Below are 19,832 nucleotides of genomic sequence, written 5' to 3'. Positions count from 1 at the left end.
TCTTGTGCCGAATTCTTTTCGCACCGGCTGGGTTGATCTCGGCCGGCAGGAAATAATTGACTTATATCAAGAGAGACCGCACTATCAGAGACGATAATAAGGCCATGCTTCATACAAGAGAATGAGATGGATGATTATACGATAGCGCGAGTGGTCCATGTCGCCAGCGTCCTGCTGTGGATCGGTGGGGTCGCTTTCGTAACGATGGTTGCGATGCCGGCAATCCGGCGTCAATCCGGCGTCAATCGCACAGCGATGACCGCTTGCATAATTTCCACAAGCTGGAAAACGGCTTTGCCTGGCAAGCGAGAATATGGGTTTTGCTTGCTGGCGGGAGCGGGTTTTGGATGACCTGGCGCGCTGACCTTTGGGACCGGTTTCTGGATATTCGTTTTTGGTGGATGCTGGCGATGATCATAATCTGGCTGCTGTTCATGGTCATGCTCTTTGTGGTGGAACCGCTGTTCCTGCATCGCCGGATGGCCGAATCCAAAGAGCCCGGTCGTGATTTTCTGAAAATGGAAAGATTGCACCGGGTTTTGACTATTTTTGCAATGCTAACGGTCATGGGCGCTGTTGCAGGTAGCCACGGGCTCATCTGATAGTGGCGCGTTTGGCGATACTTTTCGCTGCAGCCCATCGCCCGCTGTTCCTTGCCGGTGTGTTGAATTTTGCGTTGCTGATGATGTGGTGGACGGCAACGCTGTTTGATATTCATATCTGGCCCATCGGCATGCCGTCGAATGATTTTCCCGCCGCGCTTCAGCACGCTCCGGTAATGCTGTACATCATGCTCCCTGCTTTCTTTTTTGGGTTTCTGCTGACCGTCTTCCCGCGCTGGATCGGCTATGCTGATCTGCGCCAGATACAATATCTACCGGTCGGATGCGCTTTCATCATCGCGTCGATACTGGCTTACTATGCGCTGTTCGCCGGGCAGCATTATTGGCTGGCAGCCGCCCTGTGCGTGGCTGGCTTTGGCTGGTTGATTGCCTTGTGGCATATGGTTCTCTTGATCCTGGCAGAAAGGCGCGACGGCAAGGGTCCTACCTGGCATGCATGGTCTGCATTTGCGGCTTTATGCCTCAGTCTCGCGGGCCTCGGTTTTTCCGTTGTCTTCTTGATAACGTTGGATGGTCAAGCCTATCTGGTTGCCAGCAGCATCGGCACGTTCGGCTTTCTATTGCCTATATTCTTTACCGTTGCGCACAGGATGATTCCATTCTTTGGAAGCAATGTTGTCAAAGATTATGTGAGCTGGCGACCTTATTGGGTGCTGGCGCTATTATGGATCTTTCTCATCGCACATCTGCTGTTTTCGCTTGGCGGCTATAATGCGATGCGGTTTGTCAGCGCATCAGTGCTCTGCGCGCTCACCGCGATACTGCTGCGGCGGTGGTGGCCATCGCAGAAGGCACCGGGGCTTTTCATGGTTCTGATATGGGGTTTTGCATGGGCTCCCATTGGCTTCGCGATGATTGCCGTTGCCAGTTTGATCGAATATACCGCATCCGGCATTGGACTGGCCCTTGCGCCGGTCCATGCACTGTATATCGGGATGGCGGGCAGCCTTGTGATCGCCATGGTCACGCGAGTAACATTGGGCCACTCTGGTCGGCCATTGGCGATGAACCGTATAGCATGGCTGGCATTCTGGGGGATCCAGCTCGCCGCCGTCGCCAGAATTGTCGCCGGTGCACGCGGAGAGCATGGCCATTGGCTTGTTCTGGCGGGCCTGATCTGGGTCTTGCTTGTCACGCCATGGGTTTGGCGACAGGCGGGCATGTACTTGTCAAAACGAGCCGATGGAAAGCCCGGCTAAATGACAGGTGCTCGAAATTCTGAACCGAATTGCAAATGGAACAATCTCATTATGCTGCGTTCATTGACAATCATGCCTGGTCATCGACCATGAGCGACTGTTCAACCTGTGTTGTTCGCAACCGGGCCATTTGTGCCAGTCTTGACGCCGGTGAATTGCAGGTGATGGGCAAGCTGGGCCACAAACGTGTGATGAAACGCGGTGAAACTTTGTTGTGGGAGGGCGATCCGGCTCCTCTTGTCGGCAATGTTATCGATGGTGTACTCAAACTGTCGGTGAACCTGCAGGACGGACGAGAGCAGATCGTCAGCGTGGTGTATGCTTCCGATTTTATCGGGCGACCGTTTGGCAAGGAAAGCCCTTATCGCGTAACCGCCATGACGGATGCAGAGGTTTGCGTTTTCACAAGATCTTCCTTTGACAGTTTTGCGCGCGAACATCCCGACTTGCAGAATAAATTACTGCAGCGGACGTTGGATGAACTGGATCGCGCACGCGAATGGATGACGTTGCTCGGCCAAAAATCTGCAAATGAGCGTATGGCTACCCTGCTGATAGAATTGTCTGATCGTCTGAGTATGAATGGGTGCGCTCCTGTTACCCACTATCTTGATCGTTTCGAGCTGCCGATGGGCCGCCAGCAAATTTCGGATATATTGGGCCTGACGATAGAAACCGTGAGCCGCCAATTTACCCTTATGCGCAAACAAGGAATCCTAGACCTGCCGGACCGGCGCACAGTTATCATCAAGGACCGTGACCGGTTGAAAGCACTTGCAGAAGTAGAATGAGTCAAGGCAGGGGAACCGGGGCTTCGCCGAAAATCGGAAATCAAATTGCCCCATTCCAGGCCCTTTTCTGAATAGCGTTTTTGACCGAGATCAAAGCGCATCGTGCTCCCATCGCCTATCGGCTTCGCCATGTGGCCTTATCATCCAGAATTGCTGGCAAAACCTGTGCCGCGCTATACGAGCTATCCCACTGCAGTCGAGTTTCATGGGGGCGTGAATGCGGACGAATATGTCCGGGCCCTATATGACATAAGATCAGGGACGCCGCTCTCACTTTATGTCCATATTCCCTATTGCCAATCCATTTGCTGGTATTGTGGATGCAACACCGGTGCAGCGGGCAAAACCCAGAGGCTAACAGCCTATCTCGACGCGCTCGAAAGCGAAATCGCGCTTGCTGGGCGCTTGCTCAGTGGAAGGGGAAAAATTCGCCGGATTGCCTTTGGCGGGGGAAGTCCGAACGCAATCACAACCGTAGAATTTGTTCGCCTGCTGGACAGGATCATAACAATATTTGATGCTGGCACACCCGAAATATCGGTTGAGCTCGATCCCCGCGGCTTTTCCAAAGAATGGGCGTCGACGATGGCTGCGGCCGACGTCCGCAGAGTGAGCCTCGGCGTGCAGACTTTTGCGCCGCATGTCCAGGAAGCCATAGGCCGTGTACAGCCGCTGGCCGATATCGAAAAGTCGGTGTCGGCTCTGCGTCTGCGTGGAATTGAAGCCATTAATTTTGATCTGATGTATGGCCTGCCCAACCAGTCTCTTAGGGATTTGAATGAAACATTGGCGCAGGCAATTCACCTTGAACCCAGCCAGATCTCATTATTCGGCTATGCCCATATGCCCGAGATGATACCGCGGCAGAGGCGCATTGATGGCAATAGCCTGCCCAATGCAGAGCTGCGTTTTGCCCAAAGTGCAATGGGCTATGAGCAGCTTACCAAAGCAGGCTATGTTGCGATTGGCTTTGATCATTTTGCCTTGCCGACCGACGCGCTCGCCATAGCTGCCGCCGAAGGTCGGGTGCATCGGAATTTTCAGGGTTTTACCGATGACCCGAATGATGTTCTGCTGGGTTTCGGCGCTAGTGCGATCAGCAGCTTGCCAGGCCTTCTGGTTCAAAATGAAAAGAATGTAGGACGGTATCGGTCGATGGTCTCATCCGAAAAGGTGGCGGCCGTTCGCGGAGTGGCTTTGAACGACGAAGCACAAAAACGGCGAACGATCATCTCGTCTTTGCTATGTCAGGGGCGGGTCGACGACGACGCCCTCGATATGTTGGCGGAGCCGGGGATATTGGATGTATTTGAGAGCAAAGGCCTGATCAGCCAGCGTGACGGCGCACTGTTCATTACCGGGGCAGGAAGACCTTATGCAAGGCATATTGCATCACTTTTTGATCAGTTTCGTACGGCACATGAAGCAAAAGACACGAACCACCCGGTCCCTGTTCAGAGGGCAATTTCGGTATAGTCCCCGCGCATACAATGGTTCGAACTCATTGATGCGCCATAGCCCCCCGCGTTGAGGAGCGCGATATGGTCTTCTTCGAAAAGCGGCGGTACGGCGACCGCCTCTCCCCAGATATCGAGAGCCTCGTTGATATTGCCGGCGATGGTAGCGCTTTGCCAATCGGCGGGATCACGACTTCGAATGAAACAGGCCACCGGCTCGCACGGCATATCGTAGAAGGCCGGTTCGGGGTGCAGGTTGAAGCCGCCATCAACGCTGACGAACAGCGTATCACGTTTGCGCTCTACATCCGTGACACCGAGCACCAGCATGCCGGCGTCCTTGACCAAGAAATCACCCGGCTCGACCGCTACGGTCAGACCGGTTCCGGAAAAATGTGACCGCAAAATCGCGGACCAGCGTGTCAGATCGAGCGGCCTTTCGGCTGCGCGGTGCGGCAGACCAAGGCCTCCCCCGACATTGACCATTTCCAGATCGGGTAATTCCGCAACAGATGAAAGTGCGGCAGCGACGGCCTCTTCCCAACTTGCGAGCTGGCCGTCGAGATATCCGCATCCGACATGAAAGTGCAATGTCGTAACCTTCAGATCGAACCTGCGCGCCATATCCAGCGCTTCGGCCCATTGCTCCCGATAGATGCCGAATTTGGTGGTGCGCGCGCCTGCATAGGTCAGCAGGGCGCTATCGCCATAGCCGGTACCGAGACCGGGATTGACGCGAATACCGATGGCGCGCCCTGGTGCGCGTTCGCCGATCCGCCGGATCATGCCGATGGAATCGCAGTTGATAACCAGTTCGGGATGAACGAGCAGCCGATCGAGATCGCGATTGGCGACACCGGTTCCGGTGAAGCTGATCTGCTTCGCAGCAAAACCGCAGGATAACGCGAGATCAAGCTCATTCGGCGAGCAAATGTCGACGCCGCACTTTCCGGACCTCGCCATCATTTTCAGGAGCGGCGCAAAGCGATTAGCCTTCATCGCATAATAGACGCGATGCGTGCATTCGGTTCCGTCAAGCGCCTGCAAAAGGGTATCAAGCTTGGCAGCTACCCGGTCGAGAGAATAAAGATAGAGCGGTCCATCCGCTTCCGCCGCCAGGGCGCCGACATCATGGCCGGCGAATTGAAGCCGGTCGTCATGATAATGCAGATCATTCCGCTCCCACCAGAAATCTTCGCGGAGCGGGAGGCCTGGCGATATTGTCATCACCCGGTCTAGAGCCGATGATCGGCGTCGTTTATATCGTTTGCGGGGGGCTCGCCCGCCTCGATCCGCCCGACGATCCAGTCGCGGCAATTCTTGGCGCCGCAGTTGCAGGAAAAATTGGTGAACAACCGATCCTCTGTTTCTGCATAATCGATACTGAGCAACTCGTCGGGAGCAATGTCGCGCAGGGCAATCAGCTCCTGACGCTGCATGTCGAGTCGGCAATTCGGATCGCAACCATGGGAAATATAGCCGACGAAACGGGTGCCGGAAATATGCCAGCCCGGACTAACCTGCAAACTGTGCTGGGTCAGTTCCGGTCCGATTTTACCGGTAAAACGGTCAAGCAGATCGCCCTTGGAAAAATTGACTCTGGCAACCACGCCAATGCCGACCGCTTCATCATAGCAAATCGCCAGATCATCATTCGGATTACGAAGAGTAAATAGCTCGGATGATGTTTCCTGATACATTTCAAGCTTTTCCCTGTCTGACGCCATTGATGACCAGCGCATGATTGCGCTAAGTGGTCTCTAACGGGAAGACTTTAAAAAATCGTAGCCTGTTCCAGCCATCCTCCCGGGAATAAACGATATCATCCATAAGTTTGCGCACGATATGCAGACCCAGCCCGCCAAGCGCCCTGTCTTCGACGGGCAGATCGGTGGCAGGCTCCGGCCGGGAGAGAGGATCAAATGCATTACCGTCATCGGCAATTTCAACGCTGACAGAATCTTCCCGAACATCGATCTTGACATGTACCGCCGGCTTACGGCCATCAGCTCCATGGCTGAAGACATTGCTGATCACCTCGTCAAAGACAATCATCAGCTGTGCCGCAGTTGCGGACGGAACGCATTGTTCATCCAGATAGGCTTCGATGGCCTCGAGGAACCCCGCAAAACCTCCTCGCCCGTCTTTCAGGGTGCGCTCAAAACTGGACATCGTGAGCCTCGATCCCTGCACCTGCCATATAATTTTCCTGAAACCAGCTTAATCGAGTGGAAAAATTTCTCAATCTCTTTAACATAGAACCTATAGACAAAACCATTGGCACAGAGGCGATAGATGCAGATCAGCGAAGAACTCAAACCCGAGGCGCTGGTGATTGTCGCTTCTGGCCGGATCGACAGCAACACGGCATCGCAACTCGAAACGGTCCTTCCCGAACGGGTTCAGGTCAATGACGCAACCGTGATGGACCTCAGCGATGTCGCCTATGTCAGCTCGGCCGGGCTGCGCGTATTGTTGAAAGGTGCAAAAATCGCGAAAACCACAGGGCACAGACTGGTTCTATCCGGTCTCTCGCCATCGGTTCAGGAAGTCTTCGACATCAGCGGTTTCACCAGCATATTTGCTATCGAACCCGATATCTCAAGCGCGCTGGCTGCGATCGGCTGAGCCCGACGCACCGACCGCCATGAATATGCCCGATGGAGCAAGCAGGATTTCGATTGCCGCCAGCCATTCTGCCGGCGTCGCGTCCGAATTTGCCGATATATAGCGCTGTGCAGCGGCAGCAACGTCCGCATCGGCAATGCAGAGCAATCGCTCATCTGGCTGAGGCAGCTCATCGCTTCGCCACGCAACGCTAACCAGTTCTTCGATGCGATAGGCCTCACGCGCAACAGCCAGGCAATTTTCTGCCCCCATATCGATCCAATTGGCTTCGATAAAGCGCCGCGCTGCGGTTGCCTGGGCAAGGGCGCTGACCGGGTCCTCGGCAGCACAACAGCCAATCACCGCTGCTGCTGCTTCATCCACAGCGGCAAGGGCAAAAAATGCTCCCGACGGCGCGTCACGGGAGATGCGCATCGCAATCCGGGCACCGGCAGCCTCCTGTTCCAAAGGCTTGAATAGCAAAGCCCGCGATCTGAGAACCGCTTCGCCAAGATTCCGCTTCCGGTCATTCCTTGCCACAACCCGGCGATCGCGCATTTCGGCAGCGCTCTGGCTCGCTCCCATCAGCCGGACAGCATCGGCCAGATCACGCGTTTCCCGGATCCGCAAACCATCTTCACCGGAAACCGTTTTGCCCGCTGCAATCGCGGCGAGCGACCGGCCGTTAATCCGCAATTCGCGTTCGATACGGCGGGCGACGAACCAGCTAAGCCCGGCGGCAAATATACTGGCACCCAGGACGATCAACAGGATTGCGCGCTTGATTTCCTCGATTTGCGCAAACATTGGTTCGGCGTCCAGCCGCACGGCGATAAAGCGCCCATTGGCGGCGGGAGCGAAGGCTGCAACGAAGCGCGATCCGTCAGTTCCTGTCATCGTCGGGGCAATACGCTCCCTGACAACAGGAGCATCGGGCTGCGGCAGCCACTCAACCGAATCCGTTGTAAGCGGTATCGCTGCGCCGTCAGCATCGACGAGATAAATGGCTTGCATGCCAACGATCCGGCGGCTCGCTGCATCCATGGCCTGACGTCTGAGCGGCCTGGCCAGTTCCTGCTGCGGATCCTCCATCGCAGCGACAAATTCGGCAGTGACCACCGCTGCTGCCAGTGCCTGCTCGCCCAGCGCACGCGACATTTCCGCTTTCTGTTGAAAATAGAGCAGCGCCCCGTTCACCGACGCCATGACAAGAAATAGTGGAACCGTCAGCATGATGATGATCGATCGGATTTTCATGCTAAGTCATCCGATTCCAGCGCAACCAGCCCGACGACAAAGTCGGGGCATTCTCGCGCAATCGTGAAAAGGTGCGGTTTCGCCAGACAGAGAGCCTCCAGCCCATCGGGACCGGCGAGAATCGCATCGCGAACCGGCAGGCCGAAGAGGGCTGATGAGGGGTCGAATATGGCAGGACCGCGCTCACCGCGAACTTGTGCCTCGCCCGCAAGGGTTATGACCAGCATGTCCGCAACCTGGCCAGCGGCAAATATCGTTGCGCCGGATGCATAACGGCGATGATGCGCATGCATTGCGATAAGCAACAGCTCACTTTCGGTCAGCACATCAAACGGTTTGGTCGCGCTGAGCACAAACAATTTACGAACTGTGTCGATCGCGATCATTGCACCTGACCTTTTGCAAGGCTCTGATAACCACCCGTAGCGATCCGCAGGACATCGACCGCGGCGTCGAACACCATGGGAAGTTCGGGATTGAGCGAAAGCTCCCGACCATCGCGACGGATGGTAACGTCTGCATTTCCGACAAGCTCAATCGACCGTTGCCGATCATTCACCACAAGGCATGCGCCGTGATTTTTATCCGCAAGCCTCCGCCAGTGTTTCGCGAGCGCCGGGTTTGTCGAAAAACGCTCGACCAGCCGGACCATTGATCGTGACGCGAGCGCAGTTTCAACATTCTGATCACCGCCCGGAATCCAGAAGATGCGCGCACCGTCCCGTTCGGTAAGGTAGATGATCCTTTCGCCGTTCCGCCGAGCGTCTTTCAGCAGCAGGGCACTATCGGCATCATTTTCATGCTTTGCAGCAGCCCTCTGACGAGCAGCCGTCGCAACGCCCATTTTTTTGGCCAGCGCCGCCAGCGCATCGTGCAAACGGGACACCTCACGCGGTCCCGCCGCCAGTGACGAAGCATGGCCGTTGCCAGCCGCAAATTTTAGCGCATCATCCTTGAGCGCTTCGATCGGCTCAGCCACTCTGCGCACGATCATCAGCGCCACCAGCAGGCATGCCAGTATCGAACCAATGCCGATCAGGGCGCTGGCAAACAGGGTGTTCTGGGTAGCCACCTGGATCACCGAGATGTTCACATCGGCGCCTGCGGTCGCGGTTATTTGCCCGTCACTGCCATAAACCGGTGCGAGGGCTGTCTTCAACAAGCCCCACTGCTCCTGATATTCGATCGGCGAAACGTAAATCCCTTTGCCGGCCTCTGCATTGTCGAGGCCCTCCATCGTCATATCGGACAAGTCATCTTCCGAACCGATCGGTGAATGATCATCCCCTTCCGAACCATCGAGGATATAGGTTACGTCCTGCGATCCTCCGGCGACCTGGCTATAAAGATAGGTCAAATCCAGTTTCGACCGGATCCGCCGGATCGGGATAACGTTTCGCAAATAGGGTGGAGACTGCTCGACCACATCGGCATCTTCCTGGGCAAAGGCGGCATGTATCAGTCGATCGTGATCAGCAGGATCGATCAACACTCCTGTAAGGGCGCTGGTTGTGGTCAGCTTTTGGTCAAAGCCGTCAATGATCGTGCTGTAGAGCCAGTTATAAACGAACAGGGCGAGTAGCATCGACACGAGGACCACTGCGGGGACAAAAATACGCAGTAAAAGCGTTTTGATCGGAACGGTCTTACGCGGCATATCGGCGACCATCCATCGACCGGAGCATGACAAGAGCGAGATCGGAATAGCGTGTTGCTATATCACGTATATCACTGTTGAGAATCCAGGCCGGGCTATCTTTGACCAATATCTGAAACGCGGGTCCGGAGGGTTCTGACCATTTGGCTTTTTCCGCAAGCGCCAACAAGGATTCGAGAGTGGCACTGCCAAACTCCTCTGATTGGCTCAAAGCCTGCAGAATCTGGAGAGCAGGTGGACAACCCGTTTTTGCGAGTCCGTAAAGCGCAAGCAGTTGATCGCGCAGGACCCAAGGCATGTCAGGGCAGACAAGCGGGTGCATGCGACGGGAGAATGTCGCCTCATCCAATCGTTCGTGAAGTATATCTGCCGCAGCGGCCGCTTCAATCGACCTGCCGCTTAGCAGAGCCTTTGCGAGAAGACCGTCTATATCGCCCTTTTCGCTTTCCTCGCCAGCAGCCGGACCATGAGCTCTCAGCAATGGTTCCAACTGCCGGAATGTCGCGTTATCTACACCGCTTTCGATAGTTTCAATGGCGTTACCACGCACTTTCGCGTTTGCAGAATGGAGCGATACGATCAACAAGTCGGCATTGGGCAACCGTCCGCCAAGCGAAAGCAATTCGAGCGCGAAATCGATTGATGCTGCAACCCGCGCACGCTGGGTGCGGGCAAGCAAGACAAGAGACGCAGACTGCCGATCGCTGCGTTCCAGCCTGTCGGCACTGGCAAGCAGCCTGCCGGTGTCGCGAAGTTCGGTTTGCACCAGCCCGTCCAGATGCGACATAAATTGCGCCAAAGACAGTTCGGCCAAAGCCCGTGCCGCTATCGAACGGATGCGGTAGGTTGTGGTTCGGTCGCCCATGGCAAACAGCAAGCGCGGGATGGCGGTTTCTCCCATTGCCGCGAGGATCGCAGCGACCGCCCGCCGGTCGCGGGGAGAAAGCCCGCCGGCTGCGGCGAGGATTTCCGGTATGGCTTCGACATCACTGATCCGACCGAATAGATCAATGATCCTTAGCCTTTGTTCCTGGTTCAGATCCGGCAACCGGGCAGCAAGCTCGGGAATCAGATAGAAATCTTCGGAAGTGGCGGAAGCAATCAGACTGTTCAGCGCCGCCTCGCGGTCCTCTGGACTTGCATCAAGTTGCGGGACAAGGTGTTCGAGATCGGCGGCTGGTTTTGCAGGCGGTGGTAGAGGCTCCGTCGCCTGCAACAGACGGCGGGCAATATCGCCTTCCATCCCGCCATCGATCCGTGCCGTCGTCTCGAGCAGATCATATGCGTCGGGATCATATTGCGGCGATTTCGCGCTGCGATCACCAAAGTTCAGCCAGCCGAACCGCATATTTGCAGCCATGGCTGCCGGATAGAGCTGGCGGAGCGCCACGACCACGGCAATCAGCACGATACCAGTGATAACACCGATACCCGATAGCTCCCGCATATCCAGATAGTTCGCCGCATAGAGCAGGAATCCGCCCGCAACGAGACTGGCAACTGGTTCGCACATGCCCTCCATCACCGTTCGCAGAGGCCGTTTCACGTGCGAGGGCACCGCGTTAAAAAGCAGGTTTTCGTTATTGTACTGAATCGAGGTCAGAACGCCATGATAGGCAAAAAATGCTGCGAGGGCGGCGCCGGTTCCCCCCTGCAGAAAAAAATAGCCGAAGACCTCAAAATAGGTGAGCGGCTGGATGAAGGCGACATTGCGTACGCCGAACCGGGCGACCAGCCGGTTGAAAACAAACAGACATACGACGAGATTGAAGAAGTTGGCCGCGGCGTAGAGCGCGCCCAGAAGCGATGCCAGTTCGGCCTCGCTCCGGCCATCCTGCAAAACTTTGGAATATTGGAACTCGGCAAGATTGGTCATCAACAATGTAAGGAACAATGTCATGGTCAGGACAATTGCATAGCGGGAATTGCGAAATGCCCGGCCGACCTCGGCCAGCTGGTTCACGGTGCTGCCGTCATCCTCCGCCGCCGCCATATCATTCTCGGCGATCTGTCCCCAGCGCCGCCCCAGAAACCGGGCGAGCGGTGCGGTGAGCAACGCGATTCCGGCCCATATGAGCAGGAAATAGTGCATCGGGATCGATCCCGCGAACAGGCTGACGAACAGCGCCCCCGTGGCCGTGCCAAGCGCGCAAAATGCTGCAAACAGCGGAAACAGGCGTTTGGCATCCTGAATATCGAAATAGGTGTCGGTGAAGTTCCAGAATAGCGTGTAAAGTGCGATATACCAGACAGCCAGATACAATTTGAGGATATAATATAAAATTGTCTGCCATTCTGGATCGAGACCCGCATCGAGCAGCGCCCAAAGCATCGCGCCACCAGCGATCAGCGCACCCAGCGTGAAATCCACCATGTTACCAATGGAAGACCGGACCAGAAGATAGGAGAAGACTGCCGTGTAGAGCAGCATGACAATGGGCGTGAGCAAGAAAATGACCGGCAGGCTATCGGCACCGACATTGCTGAGAAATGCCGCGTCGCCCGCGCTGAAACCAATGCCCATGCCCATTTGCAGAAGGAACCCGAACAGCCCGAACTGAATCAGCTTTGGCCATTCGCCCTGTTCCAGACGGAAGATATGATTAAAAAATTTCTGCAATTATCCCCCCGATGGCGCTGGCATCCGTTTTTCTTAATCAATTCCTTTTACTAAATCCTTTAGAATGGGCTATTCAGTCGGTTCGGGGCATCGGGGGGTATCATTTCAGACATGGTTGAGACGGCACAGCGCAAGCGCAGGTTTGGCCTGAAGCCACAACTGGTTTTATTGCTGCTCTCCCTGAACCTCATTTCCGCCTTCGCCTATACCACCGCACTTTATACCAACAGCAGATCAGAGATCATTGCGGGTATCGACGGCCGTTTGTCCGCTGCCGCAAATGCCGCACGCGAGATCATCCCGGAAGGCTATCATAGCAGGATCGAAGGACCCGATTCCATTCCACAGGATGAATTTGACGAGGTGCAGAAGCGTCTGTCCCGTTTCGCCAACGATTCCGGCTTCGTCTATGTCTATTCCTATATGAAATTTGGCGATGAGATCCGCACCGTCGCCACCAGCGCCACACCATCCGAACTGAAAGACGGCGCGCAGACCGGATATTTCACCCTGTACAGCACCGCTCCGGCAAAACTCTACCGGAGCTTTGAAGACGGCCGTGTCCGGTTCGACGAATATCATGACTCCTTTGGCTCCTTCCGGTCGATCTACAAACCCATCCGCAGTGAAGACGGTCGAATTCACGTCATCGGGGCCGACATCGATCTCGCGAGTCTGGACAAACGGCTGCATCAGGCTCTGGTGAAATCGATCCTTATCGGCATCATGATGTTCGCTCTGGCCATGGCTGTGGGATTGCTGCTGATAGCGCGCATTGTCGGACCGCTCGTGCGTCTAACCGCCTATACGCGGAATATGGAGCAGCGCAGTTTTGAGCCTGACGAAGAGGAAATGGCTGCAATGCAGCGGATCAGCCAGAGCCGGGGCGACGAGGTCGGTAGCCTGGCCGAGGCCATGGCGGCCATGATTTCCCGTCTGCAACGCTATCTGGTTGAAATGGAGGTCGCCACGGCCGCACGCCAACGGGTCGAAGGCGAACTGTCCGCCGCGCGTGATATTCAGATCGGTATGCTGCCTCGCAAGTTTCCACCCTTCCCGGAACATGGCGAGCTGGACGTTTTCGCGATGCTCGAATCCGCCAAAGAAGTCGGCGGCGATCTGTACGACTATTTCCTGATAGACGATCACCGGTTATTTTTCGTGGTCGGCGATGTGTCAGGCAAGGGCGTTCCCGCTGCGCTGTTCATGGCGATGACAACCACCCTGTTCAAAGCGCACGCCATGTCGTCCAGCTCGACCGGCGAAATCATGGAGAAGGTCAACTCCGAACTTTCGCGCGAGAATGCGGCGGAAATGTTCGTAACCGTTTTCGCCTGCATCCTCGATCTGCGCGATGGAACGGTAGAATATAGCGATGGTGGCCATGAGGCACCGTTTATCGTCCGGGCCGATGGGTCGGTCGAGCGTCTGGCCAAACATCAGGGGATTGCCTTGGGTGTATTTGACGATGCTTCGTTCAAGACCGATCGGTTCCCGCTTCGTCCGGGAGATGCGCTGGTCCTGTTCACGGATGGCGTCTCCGAAGCAACCGACGCCGACGACATGTTGTTCACCACCAGCCGTATCGAAACGGCGCTCGCAACTGCGCGATCCGAGTTCTCGGCGCGCTTTATTGCTGAAAATCTGGCTGAAAATGTCCGCGGATTTGTCGGTGCGGTGCCTCAATCGGATGATATTGCGATCCTCGTCGTCTGTTACGAAGGAACACCGGTAGCCGACAGTTGACCGGGACGCTTAGTGACCGATCCGGAACGGTCCCCGTTCGATTCCATGCATCTTGCTCAGATATAGCCGCATATCGCCAATGGCACGGCGCAGCGTTTCATTGTCGGTGGGCGAAGCATCGGTTACGGACGCGGTCATCGAACAGGTTTCAATTTCCCACGGGAGAAAATCGAAACCGGTCTCCGCATCCGCCATCCAGATGATCGGATAGGGCCTGCCGAACAGAACCCCTTTCAACTCCTCGCTTCCCACGAGATAGAGCGCGATTGATGACAGGTTGTCTGCCTCCAGCAGCAGCTCGACAAGATCAAGGGAGAGAACCAGGCTGGCAGGCCGCGCAAATTTGGAAAGCCTGAAGCCGAGATCAAGGTCCGGACCGATAAAGTCGACATGAGGCGCCCCTTCACTGAACGAAAGCTCGGGAATATCGAGTTCGATATTATGTTCGCCAAATTCGGCAAGCCACGCCGTGCCCTTCAATCGCAGCGGCAATTTCGCATAATGCTGCTGTTCGTATAGCTTCATGGTGCGCAACAAGGTCCGCAGGATAGACGCCAGTTCCTCCGCGCTCGAGGGCTCGGCCATGAAGATCACTTCATCACCCATCATTTTCCAGACATCAACTGCGGGTGTCTCCTCCTTGTCGAGAAATTCAAAGCCGAGCTGGCCGGCAAGCATCAGCGGAAAATGCGTGAAAAAAGTGTGGAACGTATCGAGCCAGCCATCACTGGCGCGGCCACTGAATTTTGCCTTGAACTGGGTTGAGCCAACCATGTCGACGGAAAGGAAGAGACGTAGCATGTTCAGTTTGACCTTCAGAAATCCACTGCAACAGACGCTACCAGACCGCTGCGGCCAAGTCTGCCAGCCTCACCCACACCGCCATAATCACTATCGACATAGGATAACGACGTCGTGAATTTTCCGAAAGCATAGGCAATGCCGGCTTCCCAGTCCCATTTCTTGATGAAATCGCTGGTTTCCCGGCCCACACGCGCGGTTGCGGAAAATGGCGTCTCCGGGATGGCCACTGCCGCTGTACCAGAAACATAGACATTATCGCCGGGATAGTTCTTCTGATCAGGAACATAGGCAATCTCGACGCCCAGCGTCGCCAGACCCACACCCTTTTCCACACCCGCGCTGACTTCATAATAATTTACACCGCTGCCGCCCGGATAGAAATATCCCAGCGCCGTTACCGTATAATCGAACCCAGCCGCCGATCCGGCATAGCCACCATAGAGATCGACTTCGACATTGGAACCGCCGGTATCCGCGACGCTGGATGCCCAGCTTCCCAGAAACAGACCATTGTCCATGCCTAGATCCACACCCCCCTGAATTGCCGGGTCGCGATCGGAAAGGCTTATACCCCGAAAACGGTAGTCCGAAACGATCGCGGCATTGGCGGACAGGGTAAAGCGCGAAACGCTCTCGTTCTCCACGGTCGACTGCGCCTGGGCTGGTGTTGTGCCAGCAAGACCAACGGCAGCGCTCACCACCCAATAGAATTTCAAACGTGTCATCCGCACCTCTAGATTTGTTTAGGTCCGGCATTTACCACGATGCCCATAAATAATTATTAACCAGCTTGGGCGTCACTGCTTCCCGCGCTATCTAGAAATCTTGTTCGGAAGCACTATTCGCCCGCCCATCAGGTAAATTATTCAAGCTACAATATTTCATACGAACAATAATCGCGGAACCGAAGACACTCGAGTTATCCAGTTAACCCACTGATATATTGTTGATATATTCGCTACATCTCTAAGTGATCCCCGATCATCCCTCGCCGCTATGAATGCTATATTTTGGGCCTGTCTTATGACCTGTTCCGCTCATCGGATGGCTTGACCGGCTATGGCTGTCATCCGTCACTATCCGAGCAAACCAAACGCTATTGTCAGGTCCGACTATTTTGCGACCCGTTCCTCTGCTGCTTGTTCGCGGGCCAGAGCCCGCTGAAACGCCGGAAGCGCCTCCACCCGCTTGCGATGCGCCGCGATGCTTTCCAGTCCGGCGAGCGAATAGCCGCCTTCTTCAGCTGCCGAATAATTCCAGCAGAAATACACGTCGAGAATTGACCAATGGTCACCATACCACCAGTCGTTGCATTGCAATCGGTTTTCAAGCTGTGCGATCGGTCCATTGAGCAGTTCGCGGCCCCGCTCCTTCACCGGTTCAATATCGCCGGTTGTCCATCGTGTGGGAGCGCGATTGGCACGAACGGCGGGATGCCAGCCTGAAGAAAGCCAGAACAGATCTGATATCTGCATTGCCTGGCTCCAGTTGTCATTCACTTCGGGGAAAAGGCCAGCTGCCGGAAAATTCTGGTGAAGCCACCACAGGATGGCACCGTTTTCGCTTATCAACTGCCCGTCTACCACCAGGGCCGGAACCTTCCCTTTTGGATTGATCGCGCGATATTCCACCGAATTCTGCTGGCCCGAACCCAATGAAACCAGTTCATCTTCAAACGGGTTACCGATCTGCTCTAGAGCCGTCATTGTGACCCTGGAGCAAGCGCCTGGCTGGTGGTATAATCTCATTGTAGCCATATGCAGCTTCCTCTGACTTGGTTGGATTTACTGTTGCAGAATTTATGTGGCGAAGAATCGGCAGACTGCCTTCTGCCCAGGATCAGGGGTAATGCAATGCGTAATTTAAACGATCGCGATACCCATCTCGATACGAGCAGCCCGATCTTGAGACGTTTCTCGTCGGTCATTTTGAACTTTCCCTGTCCGCTTCCACCCAAGGTATCCCTGTTTCCGGAAGCCGGAGGTTATAATTATTGCTGCCGTCTTTATTTTGAAAAAGCCTTTCGGGTCGCGGACCTGTCTCGGCGAGCGATTTTATCCCGTCATATTGCTTTAATTGCGCTGCCAGCTGTTTCGCAATTTTCGGATATTCTTGCGTAATGTCCATTGTCTCCAAGGGATCATCTACAATATTGTAGAGCGCCGTCGTCACCGTTGTTTCGAACCTCGGTATGTGGCGAACATATTTATAGGGCCAGAAGAGGACCAGAGACTTTCAACAACCTGTTATTTATAATCAATTTTTCTGGAATTTGTTTAATTGAGGCCCCCAATTAGGCCCCCAAAAGTGCATTTAGATTTGGGTTCGAGTCCAACTACCTTGCCAGAAAATGGACGAACGTCCCATGAAACTGCCATTTTTTGTATTAAACGAAAAGTGCACTGATTTGCTATAATTCGCAACCCATGAATAGCCAATCTCAATCGTTTGTAACCTTCGCTGACCTCATGTCAAAGGTCGGCTCTTTCCTTTTTTATTGGAGCTGGCTGGAGCAGGGATTATCAAAATCCATTGTCGAAATGAGAGAAGCTCTTGGCGATCAACCCAAGCCGGTAAGGGGTGAGTTGAAAAAGCGGCTTGAGGCTTGGTCGAACCTATTAAATCGCACCGGGATTTCTGACGATCAAATCGATATCGCAAACGCTGTTGTTGAGCAGGCACTCGCTATCAAAGCTATCAGAAATATCATCGTGCACGGTCTCTGGGGAGGCGACACACATTCAGACACTGATGGTCGATCAATCGAATGTGTTGTAAGTGGGTATGAAGAACCAGATGGTAAGCGAGTGCGTTATACCTTGGATGATTTAGAGCATTTTACCCAAGCAACCGATGCATGCCGACGCGCATTTATCGATCTGTCATATTTTAACTACATGCTTGACCGCTCCCTAGCGGTATCAAATTGACATGATCATTGTTCCTGACGTTCCCAACAGGGTTTCCCCTGACGATGCGTTAAAGGCAAATGTCGTGAAAGTATTTGATGGCGACGGCTTCCTTGCAAATGTCTGGCATCCTTCGCGTGAGACTTGGATTCAAAAAATTCCCTTTCGCTTCGCATTCATAGATGCCCCTGAGATCGACCAGCCATTTGGTCCAGAATCGAGAGATTTCCTAAATCACTTGATAGCCGGAAAACCGCTGAGTCTTGACCCTATTGGCAAGGAATCTAACGACTATATGCCAATTGATCCATACAAACGGGTGCTGTGTATGGGTTTCCTGACCGAGCAGATGGATATTGGCAGGATCGAATATTACATGAATGGCAAATGTCACGCCGGTTCAGTGAAGAGCGGTCGGCCCGCTACCCGAAATATCGAGCTGGAAATGATCGTCAACGGCTGGGCCTGGGTAATTGAGCAATATACGTTTGATCGGGAAGCCGAGTATTTTGAAGCGCAAGATGATGCCCGACAAAATCGGCGTGGCCTCTGGTCGATGGATGACCCTGAGCCCCCATGGGTTTTCAAAAAACGTCAGAAGCGCCGGAAGCGCGTAAATGATGGGCAAGGCCGATTGCTTTAGATATGTGAAATGATATCGGTGTGTGAATATTGCATCGCACACATGCCCGTTCCATCGGACTTGTTTGAATAGCTAGTATAAGTATGGCGAAAGGTGACGCCGGACTGGGTTTGGAAATGACTATTCAATCCACTTTTCGGAAAAGATTCATATAATCATCAAACACAAAAAGGCGGTTGCGCCGCTGCCCTGTTATCTCCCGCAATACGCCATGATTTACAAGGTCGTCGATCAACGATGAAGCGGTGTTGGGTGTCGTATCAAGATATGCGGCAACGCCTTTCACATCAACCACAGGACGCGCATAAAGACGGTGGACCATTGCCTGTGCATTGGCCTGTCGTCGCTGGCTAAAATGGGGCAACACTTCCCGCTCGATGTGCTCTTTCAGAGTGAGTATTTCCCGGAACACCCCGGCGGACGCTCGCGCCGTTTCTTCCACACCATGGAGAAAGAAAGTCAGCCATTCGCGCATATGATTGCCCTGGCGCACTGCCATCAGGTGATCGACATATGCGGTTTTGTTCCGCTCGAAATAGTCGGACAGGTAAAGCGCTGGCTTTATCAGCAAATTTTCGGAAGCCAGATAGAGAGAAATCATCAATCGTCCCAGACGCCCGTTACCATCCAGAAACGGGTGAATGGTTTCGAACTGGTAATGCGCAATCGCAATTTTAATCAGCGGCGGCACCATGATTGCCTCGTCGTGCAGAAACCGCTCCATATCGCTCATCAGTTCAGGGACATGCTCGTGATTTGGCGGCACGAACACCGCATTTTTCAGGCTGACCCCGATCCAGTTCTGACTGGCGCGAAATTCTCCGGGCATCTTATGCTCACCCCGTACACCTTGCATCAATATGGCATGGGTGTCGCGCAATAGCCGGTTGGACAGCGGCAATTTTTCCAGTCGCGCGATACTGTGATTTATCGCCTCGATATAATTCTGCACCTCTGACCAGTCATCGCGTTCTTCGGGTTCCAGATCATCCGCATCCTTGAACGCATCCTCGATATTGGTCTGCGTTCCTTCGATCCGGCTTGATTGCGTGGCCTCCTTGGCAACATACATGCGGATGAAAAATTCGATATCGGGGATTAATTGAGCAAAGGCATTCAGTTCACCAAGCGCGCGATCTGCCGCACCAAGCAATAGCTGGATATCGGGATCAGATATGATCCACGGATGATGAATGGGGTTTGGCCGGAAGCTCCTATATTCATATTCATCCTGATACCCGCCGGAAACAAAGTCTGCCAAATCCATATATCAGAAAGCCCTGTTGTTTTTACGATATGAACATCCTTATGTCAGAAACCGCGCGGGGCGCAAGCTTTATTTCAGAAACCATGGCAGTTTCTACAATAAGATATTTCTTATGTCAGAAACCATTTTGCCAAATCAAACCTCCTGATGCCAGCCAAGTTGACTCATTCGTCCAATCTGGAGTGACTCATAGTTCCTACTGAATGACCGCTTTGCCATCACAACTTTCAGAAAGTAGACTTTCCGGAAGCG

21 protein-coding genes are annotated in these 19,832 nt (G+C 54.3%); 9 read left to right on the top strand and 12 right to left on the bottom strand.

Going from position 1 to position 19,832, the window contains the following annotated elements; genetic code table 11:
- Positions 1–126 precede the first annotated feature (126 nt).
- From ACN0VD_RS15340 to hemN, 5 genes are all read left to right on the top strand, one after another.
- Positions 127–351, top strand: a complete 225-nt coding sequence (locus ACN0VD_RS15340) for a hypothetical protein (protein ID WP_417595812.1) — start codon at positions 127–129, stop codon at positions 349–351.
- Positions 348–602 carry a hypothetical protein gene (locus ACN0VD_RS15335; protein ID WP_417595810.1) on the top strand — a complete coding sequence of 85 codons (255 nt, stop codon included), beginning with the start codon at positions 348–350 and terminating at the stop codon, positions 600–602. Before ACN0VD_RS15340 ends, ACN0VD_RS15335 begins: the two co-directional genes overlap by 4 nt.
- A 2-nt stretch (positions 603–604) precedes the next feature.
- Positions 605–1,822: an NnrS family protein gene (locus ACN0VD_RS15330; RefSeq protein WP_417595808.1), complete on the top strand. Its 1,218-nt coding sequence runs from the start codon at positions 605–607 to the stop codon at positions 1,820–1,822.
- Positions 1,823–1,857: 35 nt separating this feature from the next.
- A complete protein-coding gene (locus ACN0VD_RS15325) occupies positions 1,858–2,613 on the top strand; it encodes a Crp/Fnr family transcriptional regulator (RefSeq protein WP_417595806.1) in 756 nt (251 codons plus the stop codon).
- Positions 2,614–2,742: 129 nt separating this feature from the next.
- Positions 2,743–4,089, top strand: coding sequence for an oxygen-independent coproporphyrinogen III oxidase (gene hemN, locus ACN0VD_RS15320; RefSeq protein WP_417595836.1), 1,347 nt, complete (start codon positions 2,743–2,745; stop codon positions 4,087–4,089).
- Here the strand turns inward: hemN and ACN0VD_RS15315 are convergent.
- Genes ACN0VD_RS15315 through ACN0VD_RS15305 form a run of 3 tightly spaced genes read right to left on the bottom strand, consistent with a single transcriptional unit; the run spans position 4,068 to position 6,242 of the window.
- Complete coding sequence (locus ACN0VD_RS15315; RefSeq protein WP_417595804.1) at positions 4,068–5,297, bottom strand: diaminopimelate decarboxylase; 1,230 nt, start codon at positions 5,295–5,297, stop codon at positions 4,068–4,070. The two genes, hemN and ACN0VD_RS15315, sit on opposite strands and share 22 nt — an antisense overlap.
- An 8-nt stretch (positions 5,298–5,305) precedes the next feature.
- Positions 5,306–5,770 (bottom strand): SET domain-containing protein-lysine N-methyltransferase, encoded by a 465-nt coding sequence (locus ACN0VD_RS15310; RefSeq protein ID WP_417595802.1) that lies wholly within the window; start codon positions 5,768–5,770, stop codon positions 5,306–5,308.
- Positions 5,771–5,819: 49 nt separating this feature from the next.
- Positions 5,820–6,242, bottom strand: a complete 423-nt coding sequence (locus ACN0VD_RS15305; RefSeq protein WP_417595800.1) for an ATP-binding protein — start codon at positions 6,240–6,242, stop codon at positions 5,820–5,822.
- 123 nt (positions 6,243–6,365) lie between these two features.
- Here ACN0VD_RS15305 and ACN0VD_RS15300 point away from each other — a divergent pair, with 123 nt between their 5' ends.
- On the top strand, positions 6,366–6,698 hold the full coding sequence (locus ACN0VD_RS15300) for an STAS domain-containing protein (RefSeq protein ID WP_417595798.1): 333 nt from the start codon (positions 6,366–6,368) through the stop codon (positions 6,696–6,698).
- Here ACN0VD_RS15300 and ACN0VD_RS15295 read toward each other — a convergent pair.
- Genes ACN0VD_RS15295 through ACN0VD_RS15280 form a run of 4 tightly spaced genes read right to left on the bottom strand, consistent with a single transcriptional unit; the run spans position 6,672 to position 12,211 of the window.
- On the bottom strand, positions 6,672–7,934 hold the full coding sequence (locus ACN0VD_RS15295; protein ID WP_417595797.1) for a hypothetical protein: 1,263 nt from the start codon (positions 7,932–7,934) through the stop codon (positions 6,672–6,674). The genes ACN0VD_RS15300 and ACN0VD_RS15295 overlap by 27 nt on opposite strands.
- Positions 7,931–8,320: a Crp/Fnr family transcriptional regulator gene (locus ACN0VD_RS15290; protein ID WP_417595795.1), complete on the bottom strand. Its 390-nt coding sequence runs from the start codon at positions 8,318–8,320 to the stop codon at positions 7,931–7,933. Before ACN0VD_RS15290 ends, ACN0VD_RS15295 begins: the two co-directional genes overlap by 4 nt.
- Positions 8,317–9,591, bottom strand: a complete 1,275-nt coding sequence (locus ACN0VD_RS15285; RefSeq protein ID WP_417595793.1) for a histidine kinase — start codon at positions 9,589–9,591, stop codon at positions 8,317–8,319. The genes ACN0VD_RS15290 and ACN0VD_RS15285 overlap by 4 nt, the downstream gene beginning before the upstream one ends.
- Entirely contained in the window at positions 9,581–12,211 is a 2,631-nt protein-coding gene (locus ACN0VD_RS15280; RefSeq protein ID WP_417595791.1) for an MFS transporter, read from the bottom strand. The genes ACN0VD_RS15285 and ACN0VD_RS15280 overlap by 11 nt, the downstream gene beginning before the upstream one ends.
- A 111-nt stretch (positions 12,212–12,322) precedes the next feature.
- Between ACN0VD_RS15280 and ACN0VD_RS15275 the strand changes: the two genes are divergently transcribed.
- The gene (locus ACN0VD_RS15275) at positions 12,323–13,957 is read left to right on the top strand and encodes a PP2C family protein-serine/threonine phosphatase (RefSeq protein ID WP_417595789.1); all 1,635 of its coding nucleotides are present in this window, start codon (positions 12,323–12,325) and stop codon (positions 13,955–13,957) included.
- Between the two features lie 9 nt (positions 13,958–13,966).
- Here ACN0VD_RS15275 and ACN0VD_RS15270 read toward each other — a convergent pair whose 3' ends face one another.
- The 4 genes from ACN0VD_RS15270 to ACN0VD_RS15255 form a co-directional block, all read right to left on the bottom strand.
- Entirely contained in the window at positions 13,967–14,758 is a 792-nt protein-coding gene (locus ACN0VD_RS15270) for a hypothetical protein (protein WP_417595787.1), read from the bottom strand.
- Between the two features lie 14 nt (positions 14,759–14,772).
- A complete protein-coding gene (locus ACN0VD_RS15265) occupies positions 14,773–15,486 on the bottom strand; it encodes a TorF family putative porin (protein WP_417595785.1) in 714 nt (237 codons plus the stop codon).
- 387 nt (positions 15,487–15,873) lie between these two features.
- Positions 15,874–16,509 (bottom strand): glutathione S-transferase family protein, encoded by a 636-nt coding sequence (locus ACN0VD_RS15260; RefSeq protein WP_417595834.1) that lies wholly within the window; start codon positions 16,507–16,509, stop codon positions 15,874–15,876.
- A 175-nt stretch (positions 16,510–16,684) separates the two neighbouring features.
- Positions 16,685–16,933, bottom strand: a complete 249-nt coding sequence (locus ACN0VD_RS15255; RefSeq protein ID WP_417595783.1) for a hypothetical protein — start codon at positions 16,931–16,933, stop codon at positions 16,685–16,687.
- A gap of 254 nt (positions 16,934–17,187) precedes the next feature.
- Here ACN0VD_RS15255 and ACN0VD_RS15250 point away from each other — a divergent pair, with 254 nt between their 5' ends.
- Both ACN0VD_RS15250 and ACN0VD_RS15245 read left to right on the top strand, forming a co-directional pair.
- The gene (locus tag ACN0VD_RS15250; RefSeq protein WP_417595781.1) at positions 17,188–17,691 is read left to right on the top strand and encodes a hypothetical protein; all 504 of its coding nucleotides are present in this window, start codon (positions 17,188–17,190) and stop codon (positions 17,689–17,691) included.
- 64 nt (positions 17,692–17,755) lie between these two features.
- Complete coding sequence (locus ACN0VD_RS15245) at positions 17,756–18,313, top strand: thermonuclease family protein (RefSeq protein WP_417595779.1); 558 nt, start codon at positions 17,756–17,758, stop codon at positions 18,311–18,313.
- 124 nt (positions 18,314–18,437) lie between these two features.
- Here the strand turns inward: ACN0VD_RS15245 and ACN0VD_RS15240 are convergent, their stop codons facing one another.
- Positions 18,438–19,580 (bottom strand): Fic family protein, encoded by a 1,143-nt coding sequence (locus ACN0VD_RS15240; RefSeq protein ID WP_417595777.1) that lies wholly within the window; start codon positions 19,578–19,580, stop codon positions 18,438–18,440.
- Positions 19,581–19,832: the final 252 nt, after the last annotated feature.

It is taken from the genome of Parasphingorhabdus sp. (assembly GCF_048267785.1).
In the GTDB taxonomy this organism is placed as follows: domain Bacteria; phylum Pseudomonadota; class Alphaproteobacteria; order Sphingomonadales; family Sphingomonadaceae; genus Parasphingorhabdus.
Note: the sequence above shows the minus strand (reverse complement) of the source record. Positions and strands in the feature narration are given on the sequence as shown.

Bases quoted from the DNA above. Each gene is read 5' to 3' on its own strand.
- hemN (WP_417595836.1), top strand. From the start codon at position 2,743: ATGTGGCCTTATCATCCAGAATTGCTGGCAAAACCTGTGCCGCGCTAT.
- ACN0VD_RS15295 (WP_417595797.1), bottom strand. From the start codon at position 7,934: ATGAAAATCCGATCGATCATCATCATGCTGACGGTTCCACTATTTCTT.
- ACN0VD_RS15310 (WP_417595802.1), bottom strand. From the start codon at position 5,770: ATGTATCAGGAAACATCATCCGAGCTATTTACTCTTCGTAATCCGAAT.
- ACN0VD_RS15335 (WP_417595810.1), top strand. From the start codon at position 348: ATGACCTGGCGCGCTGACCTTTGGGACCGGTTTCTGGATATTCGTTTT.
- ACN0VD_RS15325 (WP_417595806.1), top strand. From the start codon at position 1,858: ATGGAACAATCTCATTATGCTGCGTTCATTGACAATCATGCCTGGTCA.
- ACN0VD_RS15270 (WP_417595787.1), bottom strand. From the start codon at position 14,758: ATGCTACGTCTCTTCCTTTCCGTCGACATGGTTGGCTCAACCCAGTTC.
- ACN0VD_RS15315 (WP_417595804.1), bottom strand. From the start codon at position 5,297: ATGACAATATCGCCAGGCCTCCCGCTCCGCGAAGATTTCTGGTGGGAG.
- ACN0VD_RS15290 (WP_417595795.1), bottom strand. From the start codon at position 8,320: ATGATCGCGATCGACACAGTTCGTAAATTGTTTGTGCTCAGCGCGACC.
- ACN0VD_RS15250 (WP_417595781.1), top strand. From the start codon at position 17,188: ATGAATAGCCAATCTCAATCGTTTGTAACCTTCGCTGACCTCATGTCA.
- ACN0VD_RS15265 (WP_417595785.1), bottom strand. From the start codon at position 15,486: ATGACACGTTTGAAATTCTATTGGGTGGTGAGCGCTGCCGTTGGTCTT.
- ACN0VD_RS15305 (WP_417595800.1), bottom strand. From the start codon at position 6,242: ATGTCCAGTTTTGAGCGCACCCTGAAAGACGGGCGAGGAGGTTTTGCG.
- ACN0VD_RS15300 (WP_417595798.1), top strand. From the start codon at position 6,366: ATGCAGATCAGCGAAGAACTCAAACCCGAGGCGCTGGTGATTGTCGCT.
- ACN0VD_RS15275 (WP_417595789.1), top strand. From the start codon at position 12,323: ATGGTTGAGACGGCACAGCGCAAGCGCAGGTTTGGCCTGAAGCCACAA.
- ACN0VD_RS15285 (WP_417595793.1), bottom strand. From the start codon at position 9,591: ATGCCGCGTAAGACCGTTCCGATCAAAACGCTTTTACTGCGTATTTTT.
- ACN0VD_RS15340 (WP_417595812.1), top strand. From the start codon at position 127: ATGGATGATTATACGATAGCGCGAGTGGTCCATGTCGCCAGCGTCCTG.
- ACN0VD_RS15240 (WP_417595777.1), bottom strand. From the start codon at position 19,580: ATGGATTTGGCAGACTTTGTTTCCGGCGGGTATCAGGATGAATATGAA.
- ACN0VD_RS15260 (WP_417595834.1), bottom strand. From the start codon at position 16,509: ATGAGATTATACCACCAGCCAGGCGCTTGCTCCAGGGTCACAATGACG.